Here is a 10,314-nt window from a genome sequence, read left to right on the forward strand (position 1 = left end):
ATAAGAGACAGACCCCGTTCACCCTCTCCATCCCGTTCACCGCCCCGCGCTCCCCTGGCTCGCATGCCACAACTTCCGTCCCGTGGCCGCCCCTTCGCCCGCCGGCCGGAGGTCGGCCCACGGGTGCATCGCATAACCGGTGGGCATCTCGATGCGCCGCCCCGGCGCACCCGGCGCACCCGCCGCCCCGGACCCCTCGGTAGCCTCGGTAGCCTCAACAGCCCCGCTAGCCCTGACCTCCCCAGCCTCCCCAGCCTCCCCGTCCGCCTCCACCGGCCGGGCCAGCACCTCGGCCACCGCCTCCAATCCCCCCTCCGCCCGGAGCGCGACGAGCTCCGCCAGGTTCCACGCCCGGACGCCGACCACACTCAGGCTGCGCGGCCCGCGCCGCTGGACCGTGCCGCGGACCAGCAGCAGCCAGGAGTGGAAGACCGTGTGGGCGCAGGCCGCGTGGGAGTCGTCGAAGAAGGCGCAGTCGACCAGGCCCGTACCGTCGTCGAGGGTCGCGAAGACCACCCGCCGGCCGGACCGGATCGGCGGCGTCTGGGTGGCCGCCTTGGCGCCCGCGACGAGCACGGTCTCGCCGTGCCGCGCGTCGCGCAGCCGGCTCGCCGGGAGCGCGCCCAACTCCCGCAGGAACGACCGGTGATCGGTCATCAGGTGGCGCGAGGTGTCCATGCCGAGCACGTTCAGCTCGGCGCCCAGCCGCTCCTCCGCGTCGAGGTCGGGCAGGCCGATCGGTTCGGTCCGCGCGTCGTCGACGAGGGTCGGCTGGGCGGTGGGCCCCCGCTGGTGGCGGTGGAGCTCGGTGAGGTGCAGGAGCAGGTCGCGCCGGTTGTCGCCGAACGCGTCCAACGCGCCGACGCGCGCCAGCCGTTCGGCGACGGGGAGGCGGAGCCTGGCCCGCCGCCACAGGTCCGGGAGGGAGCTGTACGGGCGGCCGGCCACGATGCGTTCCGTCTCGGCCTCGGTGATGCCGTGCACCTCCGAGAGGGCGAGCCGGATCCCGAACCGCCTCTCGGACACCAGTTCGATCCGATAGGCGGCGTCCGAACGGTTCACGTCCAGCGGCAGCACCGGCACCCCGTGCCGCCGCGCGTCCGCCAGCAGCAGCCGCTTGGGGTACATCCCCGGGTCGTGGGTGAGCAGCCCGGCGTAGAACGCGGCCGGGTGGTGCGCCTTGAGCCAGGCCGACTGGTAGGTGGGCACGGCGAAGGCGACCGCGTGCGCCTTGCAGAAGCCGTACGAGCCGAACGCCTCGACGATCTCCCAGGTGCGCCGGACGACGTCGGCGGAGTAGCCGCGCTCCGCCGCCCGCTCCGCGAACCAGGCCCGTACCCGCCCGAGCAGCTCGGGCTTGGAGAGCGCGCGCCGGGTCTCGTCCGCGCGGCCCCGGTCGCAGCCGGTCATGATCCGCAGGATCTCGATGATCTGCTCGTGGAAGACGACCACGCCGTGCGTCTCCTTCAGCACCTCCTCCAGGTCGGGGTGCGGGTAGCGGGCGGGCGCGCGGCCGTGCCGGGCCTCGATGAAGGGCCGCACCATGTCGGCGGCGACCGGGCCCGGCCGGAACAGCGAGATGTCGACGACGAGGTCGTGGAAGGTCTCCGGCTGGAGCCGGCCGATCAGGTCGCGCTGGCCGGGCGACTCGATCTGGAAGCAGCCGAGCGTCTCGGCGGAGCGGATCAGCGCGTACGTGCGCGGGTCGCCGGGCCGGACCTGCGTCGGGTCGTCGAGGTCGATGCGGCGGCCGGTGGTCCGTTCGACCTCGTCCACCGCGTGCGCCATCGCGGACTGCATCCGCACGCCCAGCACGTCGAGTTTGAGCAGGCCGAGCTCCTCCACGTCGTCCTTGTCGAACTGGGACATCGGGAAGCCCTCGCCGCTCGTCGGCACGACGGGCGTACGGGCGCGCAGGGTCGCGTCGGAGAGCAGGACGCCGCACGGGTGCATGGCGACGCCGCGCGGCAGCGCGTCCAGCGCCTCGGTCAGCTCCCACAGCCGCCCGTACCGCTCCGGCCGGATGCCGCGCAGCTCGGGCAGCTCGGCGAGGGCGGCCCGCGCGTCGCGCGCCCGGATGTGCGGGAACGCCTTGGCGAGGCGGTCCACCTCGGCGGGGTCCATGCCGAGGGCGGCGCCGACGTCGCGCAGGGCGTGCCGGACCCGGTAGGTCTCGGGCATGGCGACGGTCGCGACCCGCTCCGGGCCGAACCGGTCGAAGATCGCGCGGTAGACGTCCAGCCGGCGCGCGGACTCGACGTCGATGTCGATGTCGGGCAGCGCGGCCCGCCGCGTGGACAGGAACCGCTCCATCAGCAGGCCGTGTTCGACCGGGTCGGCGCCGGCGATGCCCAGCAGGTGGTTGACCAGCGAGCCGGCGCCGGAGCCGCGCGCGGCGACGCGGACGCCGAGCTCGCGGGCGTCGTCGACGACCCGGGCGACGGTGAGGAAGTACGAGGCGAAGCCGCGCCGCGCGATGACGTCCAGCTCGTCGTCCAGCCGGTCCCGGTAGACGCGGCCCCGGGGGCCCCGGTCGTAGCCCCGCCGCACCAGGCCGGCGGTGCAGCGGGAGCGCAGCACCCGGTCGGCGGTGCGCCGGTCCGCGCCGACCAGGCGCGGCTCGGGGAAGTGGACGGAGCCGAGGCCGATGTCGTCCTCGGGGTCGACGCGGCAGGCGGCGGCGGTCTCCTCGGTGGTGCCGAGCAGCCGGCGGGCGGCGTCCCGGCCGAGGCCGGCGGCCTCCGCGATCCGTTCGGCGGCGGCGGCCATGGCGCCGGGGTCCTTGAGCCAGCGCTCGCCGCCGTCCAGCGCCTCGGGCCGGCGGAAGTCGACGGGCACCAGCCGGCGGGCCGCGTCGAGGACGTCGGCGACGGGCCCCTGCCCGGGGTCGGCGTAGCGCGCGGCGTTGGTGAGGACGGCCGGGACGCCCAGGTCGGCGGCGAGGCCGAGGGTACGGGCGGCGAGCCGCAGCGAACCGGGCCCGGTGCCGGTGCGGCCGTGCCAGACGGCTTCCAGGCGGAGGGCGGCACCGAACGTTTCACGCCACGGCGCGAGCAGCCGCGCGGCCCGGTCGGGGCGCCCGGCGGCGAGCGCGCGGCCGACCTCGGAGTCCGGTCCGAGCAGCACGAACACCGGCGGACGGGGCCCGGCCGCGGCGGCCGCGGCCTCCGCCCAGGGCAGTTCGGGGCGGTCGGCGGGACCGGTGCTCCCGGCGTGGGCGGCGGTGACCAGGCCGCACAGGGCGGCCCAGCCGAGCGCGCCGTCACGGGCGAGGAAGACGGCGCGGGGCGCGGACTCGTCGACGAACGCCCCGCCGCGTACGGGCGTACGCCGCCGGACGGTCTCGCCGGGCGCGGGCTCCGGGCCGCGGACGGCCAGGTCGACGCCGAACAGCGGGCGCACCCCGGCGGCGGCGGTGGCCCGGGCGAACCGGACGGCGCCGGCGAGGGTGTCGCGGTCGGTGAGGGCGAGCGCGTCCATGCCCCGCTCGGCCGCCCGCTCGGCCAGCCGCTCGGGGTGCGAGGCGCCGTACCGCGCGGAGAAGCCGGAGGCGGTGTGCAGGTGGGTGAACGGGAAGGCGGCGGCCCGGCGCGCGGGGGCCGACGGCCGGACACGGGACTCGGGGGCCGACGGCCGCGCGAGGTGCTCGGAGGCCGACGGCCGGGCAAGGGGCTCGGGGGACGCGGGCCGCGCCGGAGCCGACGACCGCCCCGACCGCAGCCCCGACCGCAGCCCCGACCGCAGCCCCGACGGCGGCACCGGGCCCTGCGGGCCCCCGGCATCACCCCGGTTCGGGAAGCTCGGGGAGCCGGGACGGTGCCCGTCCGGCGGACACGTCGAACGAGCCGTCATCACGCCTCCCGCTCCGTTCGCCCGTCATGCCCCCCTGGCCGATTTCCGCCCCTCTCCCTCCACCATAAACCAATCGTCGAACATTCGTACGAACACGCGAAAGAGCGGCCCGCCCCGCTCACCCATCAGGAGGCGCCCAGCCCCCCCCGGGTGGACTCAGAGCCCGGCCCTCCCCTCACGAACGGCCGGCGCTGATGCAGAACGGCTGGCCGGAAGGGTCGAGCAACACCGTCCACTGCTCACCCCCCGGCTGGTGATCCGGCTTGACGGCACCGAGGGACAGCAGGCGCGCCTCGGCGGCTTCCACGTCGTCGTAGGACAGGTCCAGGTGGAAGACGAGCTCGTCCGCCGGCCAGTCCGGAGCCTTGAAGGACTCGGCCGTGTAGAACACGTAGGCGGTGGTACCGTCGCTGATCATCGCCGCGGTGTCACCGAAGGTCTGGACGACGTCCCAGCCCAGGGCGGCGGCGTAGAAGTCGGCGAGCGCTTTCCCGTCGTGCCCCCAGAACGCGGCACACGCCACTCGGGCACCTTCAAGGGCATTCGTGCTGGCCATGTCGGCATTCCTCCTGCGGTGGAGTAGGCCCGGACGACCGGGCCGTACGGGGTTCGGGGAAGCGGCCTCGACGACTGCCGGGCCGCACACGCCGGTACCGTACGGTCCGATTAGGACACAGGACGGCCTAAACCACCGGATATGTGCCGCTTCCCTACCTTCTGCCCCACCCGGCGGCGCTACGCCGCCGAGCGCTGTCGAACGGGCGGGCCGGGCGATCACCCTGCGGCCGGCCACCGCGACATCACGGCTCCCCCGATCGGCCCGCTCCCGCCTGCGCCATCCGGCCGCGCCCCGCAGGCTCGGGGGCATGAGCTCTTTCGTCCGGGAGGTGCGCGACGCGGTCACCGGCCGCGCCGCACTCCTGGTGACCGGCGTCCTCGTTCTCCAGCTCGCCTTCATCGCCTCCTACGTGGGGGCCTTCCACCACCCCCAGCCGCGGGACATCCGGCTGGGCGTGGTGGCGCCCCGGCAGGCGGCCGGCTCCCTGGCCGAACGGCTGGACCGGCTGCCGGGCGACCCGCTGGACCCGCGCGTCACGGCCGACCGGGCGGCGGCCGAGCGGGGGCTGCGGGAGCGCGACCTGGACGCGGCCCTGGTGGTCGACCCGCGCGGCACCAAGGACACCCTGCTGGTGGCGAGCGGCGCGGGTGCCTCGCTCGCCCAGGCCGCCGAGGCGGTCGCGACCCGGGCCGAGGCGGCCGAGCACCGCTCGGTGAAGGTCGTCGACATCGCCCCCGCCGCGGCCGGCGACTCCCGCGGCCTGACCTCGTTCTACCTGGTGGTCGGCTGGTGCGTGGGCGGCTACCTGTGCGCGGCGATCCTCGCGATCAGCGCGGGCGCCCGCCCCGCCAACCCCCATCGCGCCACCATCCGGCTGGCCGCGCTCGCGGTCTACGCGGCCGTCTCCGGCCTGCTCGGCGCGGTGATCACCGGACCGATCCTGGACGCGCTGCCGGCCGGCGTCGCCCCGCTGTGGGGGCTGGGGACGCTGGTGGTCTTCGCGGTGGGCGCCCTCACCCTGGCCCTGCAGAGCCTGGCGGGTGTCGTCGGCATCGGACTGGCGATCGCGATCGTCGTCGTCCTCGGCAACCCGAGCGCGGGCGGCGCCTACCCCTATCCCCTGCTGCCGCCGTTCTGGCGGGCCATCGGCCCGGCACTCCCGCCCGGCGCCGGCACCTGGTCCGCCCGCTCCCTCACCTACTTCGACGGCAACGCCCTGACCTGCCCCCTGCTGGTGCTGTCCGGCTGGGCGGCGGCGGGCGCGGCGGTCACCTGGGCGGGTGCGATCTTCCGTGAACGGAAGAAGTCCACCAGCGAACGGAATCGGGGTCACGGAGAACGGGAATCGACCTCCAGGTGACCTGAACACCCATACCAAGCGGTCGGGATGGCGTCTCTTCGGTCATTACCGAGCCATCCCCGGGGCGTCCGGAAACCCTCCCCCGCCCCGGCCGGCCCTCTTTTCGGCCGGGCCCTCCCCGGAGCCGGACCTTCCGCCCCGAACTCCGGAATCATCGAATCGGGGCGCCCTCAATCCTTGTTTTCCCAGGGTCAGTTACCCCCGGATCAACGATGGCAAGGGATTACCGCAGGTCAATACTCCTGAAACATTAAACCGTCCCAATCCCGCCAGACCGGACGCCCCGCGCCGCCCCCGCCTCACGCGGCACCCCTTCCACCCCTCGGCGAACAGCGGAAACAAGCCACTACTCAACGCTTTCAACCAGCGACTGAAAGCGATCGATGCATGTGCGTTCACGCACCGCTTGGGCCAAACTTCCGAGCGTTATCGGAACCCACGAACAAGGGAGTGTTCGGAATGCGGTACATCACTGGGGGGATCGCCCTGGGGTCAGCGTTGATCCTGGGCAGCCTGGTGGGGGCCGGGGCCACCGCTAGCGCGGCGCCCGCGCCCGCACCCGCCGCCCAGCAGAGTCTGTACGCACCCTCGGCATTGGTGCTCACCGTCGGCCAGGGCGACAAGGCGGCTTCCGCCGGCGTCCAGCGCGCGGTGACCCTCAACTGCATGCCCAAGCCGAGTGGGACCCACCCGGACGCCCGTGGAGCATGTGACCAACTGCGTGCGGCGAACGGCAACTTCGCCGACATCACCAAGGTGAAGTCCGGCACGGCCTGCACCAAGGAGTGGAACCCCTTCGTCGTGACGGCGGAGGGCGTCTGGGAAGGCCAGCGCGTCAAGTACGAGCACACCTTCGCCAACCCGTGCGAAATGAAGGCGAGCAAGGGAACCGTCTTCGAGTTCTGACCGGCCTGCGAGCCCGTCGAACCGTGCGTGAGGCGGCCCCCGGACACCGTGGAGGTGTGTCCGGGGGCCCCCGTCCGTGGCCGGGCGGTGAGCGGAACCTCCCGCACACCGCCCGGAGTTCAGCCGATACGCGCGCCCGGCGCCCGAGGCGCCGGGGACACCGGCCGGCAGTGGCCCATCCCGCCCGGGGTGACGCCCGGGGTGACGCCCGGCGCGGTCCCACCGCCGGCCGACGGGCCGCCGCCGGCGCCGGGTTCGGCGCGGACGTCCACCTCGGTCGACCCGCCCACCTGCCCCGCCGGGTGGCCGACCCTCGTCGCGGCCGGCCCCGCGACCCGCCCGTCACGCACCCCGTTCGACGCACCGCCGCGCCGTACACGCTCCCCCGCGTACGCCGTCCCCGCCCGGGCGACGGCCCGGCCGCCGACGATCCCGGCATCCCAGACGTACGGGACCAGGACGCAGTCGTGGCAGGGGACGACGGAGGTCTCGGTGGCGGCGACGCACGGCTCGCCCGCTCCCCCGGACCGGTCGCGGACCGCGACGGCACAGCGCCCGTCGGCGAGGAAGCCGGGCCGGCCGTCCTTCACCCCGTCGAACCCGAGGGTGCGGCGGTTGGCGGCACTCCGGATCCCGTTGCCCCCTGCGAGGAGCCGGGCAGGCCGGGTGGCGGGCCTCCGGACGGGCGCCGCGTCCGCGAACCGCGCGACGCCGTCGGCGAGCCGGGCCGACCGGGCTGACCGGGATGACCGGGCGCCGGTGACCGCGGGATCAACCGTGGCGACGAACCGGCCAGCCCCCAGATCCGTCACCCGGGCGTTTCCCGGTACCGCGGCCCGGGTCTCCGGCGCCCGCCGCATCGCCGCGGGCCACGCAGCCGACGGCCGCCCGACGGCCCGCCGCTCCCCGACGGACACCCCGGCCGGGGACGCGCACACCGCCGACGCGTGCGGGGCGACCACCGCCACGGCGTCGACCGGCGCACCGCGCGCGGCCGACCGGAAGGTCTTCAACTCGGCACCTCCAGTGGGGGGTCGGCCCCGGCGGCAGCTCGCCTTCCGGGCCCGGAGGCCGAACGAGGGCACGGCCGCGCCCCGCACCAAGGGGACGCGTCCATACCAAGTTCGTGCGTCCGAGTGTCCCCACCCGGGGCGGGGTGCACAAGGGCGACTTCCGGTCGCCCGCATGCCCATGCACACGCTCCCCGCTCCTCCGACGACCCGGGGAGCGACCCGGGAAATCCCGGGTCTCACCCCTCACCCGGTCCGCCGCCCTCCCGCCGGCTTCCCGGCTCATTTCCGCCGAACTCCCGGCCGCTTACGTCCTGTTGACCGGCCACCCGCCCTCCGGTACCGCCGCGCGGCGGCTCCGGTACGGCCTCCTTCTCCGCCAGTCGCTCCTCGGGAGTCCACCCCTCGACCGTCCAGCCCCGCGCCCCCGGCCCTTCGACGGCCCGTTCCTCGAAGGGACGCCCTTCCGGCTCTCGCCCCACGGCCCGTTCTTCGACGACGGCCCGCTCCTCGGTGGGCAGCTCTTCGACGGCCCGCTCCAGGAACCGCAGCAGCTCCACCGGGAATGGCAGTACCAGCGTCGAGTTCTTCTCCGCCGCCACCGCCACGATGGTCTGGAGCAACCGCAGTTGCAGGGCCGACGGCTGTGCGGACATGGTCGCGGCGGCCTCCGCCAGCTTCTTCGACGCCAGCAGCTCCGCGTCCGCGTTGATCACGCGCGCCCGGCGCTCCCGTTCCGCCTCCGCCTGCCGCGACATCGAGCGCTTCATCGTCTCGGGCAGCGAGACGTCCTTGATCTCCACGCGGTCGATCTGCACGCCCCAGCCGATGGCGGGGCTGTCGAGCATCAGCTCCAGGCCCTGGTTGAGCTTCTCCCGGTTGGACAGCAGGTCGTCCAGGTCGCTCTTGCCGATGATCGACCGCAGCGAGGTCTGGGCCATCTGCGAGACCGCGAAACGGTAGTCCTCGACTTGGATGACGGCCTCGGCCGCGTTGACGACCTTGAAGTAGACGACGGCGTCGACCCGGACGGTCACATTGTCCCGGGTGATGCCCTCCTGGGCGGGGACGGGCAGGGTGACGATCTGCATGTTCACTTTGCGGAGCCGGTCCACGCCCGGAATGATCATGGTGAGGCCCGGCGCCCGGACCTCGCTGCGCAGCCGGCCCAGGCGTAGCACGACACCGCGTTCGTACTGCTTGATCACTCGGGCCGCCGCCATCAGGTACACCGCTCCGGCGGACGCCGCGGCCACGGCCGCCACCACGAGGTCTTCGACCATCACGGCCCCCTGTGTCCCACGACAGGTGATATGTCCACGGTATGCCCGGCCGGGCACGGGGTCGAGCCCCGGACCACGGAGGCCCGGGGGCGGGGCGGGGCCCGGGCGCACCGACCGGACCGCAGCCCGCATCCCGAAGCCGCCGGCCGGACAAAAACAGGAAAGACGGCCCGAACCGCCTCAGAACAGCCGGACGCCATAAGCGTCGAGCGCCGCCACCACCGGCTGGTAGAAGGTCGTCCCGCCCCTGCGGCAGTCACCGCTGCCGCCGGAGGCCAGGCCCAGCGCGGTGGTGCCGGAGAAGAGCGCGCCACCGCTGTCGCCGGGCTCCGCGCAGACGTCCGTCTTGATCAGGCCGCGGACGACCTGGCCGTCGCCGTAGTTGACCGTGACGTTCAGGCCGGTGACCCGGCCGTCGCGCACCCCGGTGGTGGAACCGCTGCGGCGGACGCTCTGCCCGACGCGGGGCGTGGCCGCGGAGGTGATGCGCTGGGAGCCGCCGTCGTAGAGGTCGACGGCGCTCGGGTGGGGCAGCGAGCCGTTGGCGTAGCGCACGAGGCCGTGGTCGGCGCCGGGGAAGGTGCTGCCGACGGTGGGGCCGACGGCCGTGCGGTGCCGGGCGTCGACGTAGTAGGCGGGCTTGCCCTCGGTGCAGTGGCCTGCGGTGAGGAAGTAGTACGTGGTGCCCTTGCGGACGTTGAAGCCCGCCGAGCAGCGCCAGGTGCCGGCGTGCACCGCGTCGCCGCCGGCGATCAGCGGGCGGAAGGCGCCGGGGGCGCGTTCGACGCGTATCGCGTCGGAGCCGGGGCCGGCCGCCCGTCTGATCCTGTCGACGCCCTCGGCCGGGACGGTCGCGTCGGCGGTGACGACCACCTCGTGGGACCGCTCGTCGACCGCCCAGGCGGTACCCGGGACGTCGGCCTCCCCGATCGCGGCGCTCAGCGCGGCGAGCCGGGCGGCGGACGGTACCGCCGGTGCGCCGGCCGCCGCCCCGGCGGGGGCGGCGGTGAGGGCGGAGACGGCGAGCAGACCGGCGGCGAGGGCGACGGCTCTCCTGACGGACGAAGCTGAAGGAACGGAAGGAACGGAAGAAGCGGAAGGAGCGGAGGGGACGGCGGCAGGGCGGGCGGAGCGCTGGTTCGTCACGCTGGTGTCCTCCCGGAGGAGCGGGGCCACGAAGGGCGCGGCACGGCGCGGAGCGCGGCACGACACGTTCCGCTTACGCCGTGCCCCTGACAAGCACTGGTGAGGGAGTATTCGACCGGGCGCCTCCGGGCGCAAGGGTCGAACCGGTCGTTCCGGGCACTTCCCCGCCGGACGGACGCCCCTCCCGCCCCGGCAGGC

Annotated in this window: 7 protein-coding genes; 2 read left to right on the plus strand and 5 right to left on the minus strand. The window is 74.7% G+C overall.

Annotated elements, in window-relative coordinates; translation table 11 throughout:
• Positions 1–36 precede the first annotated feature (36 nt).
• Together ACSNOK_RS25205 and ACSNOK_RS25210 are read right to left on the minus strand one after the other, a co-directional pair.
• Entirely contained in the window at positions 37–3,852 is a 3,816-nt protein-coding gene (locus tag ACSNOK_RS25205; protein ID WP_436783053.1) for a DNA polymerase III subunit alpha, read from the minus strand.
• 175 nt (positions 3,853–4,027) lie between these two features.
• Entirely contained in the window at positions 4,028–4,408 is a 381-nt protein-coding gene (locus ACSNOK_RS25210) for a VOC family protein (RefSeq protein WP_436783054.1), read from the minus strand.
• Positions 4,409–4,718: 310 nt separating this feature from the next.
• On the opposite strand from ACSNOK_RS25210, the gene ACSNOK_RS25215 reads away from it, so the two are divergent.
• Together ACSNOK_RS25215 and ACSNOK_RS25220 are read left to right on the plus strand one after the other, a co-directional pair.
• A complete protein-coding gene (locus ACSNOK_RS25215) occupies positions 4,719–5,771 on the plus strand; it encodes a DUF3533 domain-containing protein (RefSeq protein ID WP_436783055.1) in 1,053 nt (350 codons plus the stop codon).
• Positions 5,772–6,230: 459 nt separating this feature from the next.
• On the plus strand, positions 6,231–6,677 hold the full coding sequence (locus ACSNOK_RS25220; protein WP_436783056.1) for a subtilase-type protease inhibitor: 447 nt from the start codon (positions 6,231–6,233) through the stop codon (positions 6,675–6,677).
• A 119-nt stretch (positions 6,678–6,796) separates the two neighbouring features.
• On the opposite strand, the gene ACSNOK_RS25225 is transcribed toward ACSNOK_RS25220, so the two are convergent.
• The 3 genes from ACSNOK_RS25225 to ACSNOK_RS25235 form a co-directional block, all read right to left on the minus strand.
• A complete protein-coding gene (locus ACSNOK_RS25225) occupies positions 6,797–7,690 on the minus strand; it encodes a hypothetical protein (protein ID WP_436783057.1) in 894 nt (297 codons plus the stop codon).
• A 236-nt stretch (positions 7,691–7,926) separates the two neighbouring features.
• Positions 7,927–8,970, minus strand: coding sequence for a slipin family protein (locus ACSNOK_RS25230; RefSeq protein ID WP_436783058.1), 1,044 nt, complete (start codon positions 8,968–8,970; stop codon positions 7,927–7,929).
• 180 nt (positions 8,971–9,150) lie between these two features.
• A complete protein-coding gene (locus ACSNOK_RS25235) occupies positions 9,151–10,116 on the minus strand; it encodes a S1 family peptidase (RefSeq protein WP_436783059.1) in 966 nt (321 codons plus the stop codon).
• Between the last annotated feature and the right edge of the window lie 198 nt (positions 10,117–10,314).

The sequence above is a fragment of the Streptomyces sp. URMC 126 genome, from assembly GCF_051386555.1.
Lineage (GTDB): Bacteria > Actinomycetota > Actinomycetes > Streptomycetales > Streptomycetaceae > Streptomyces.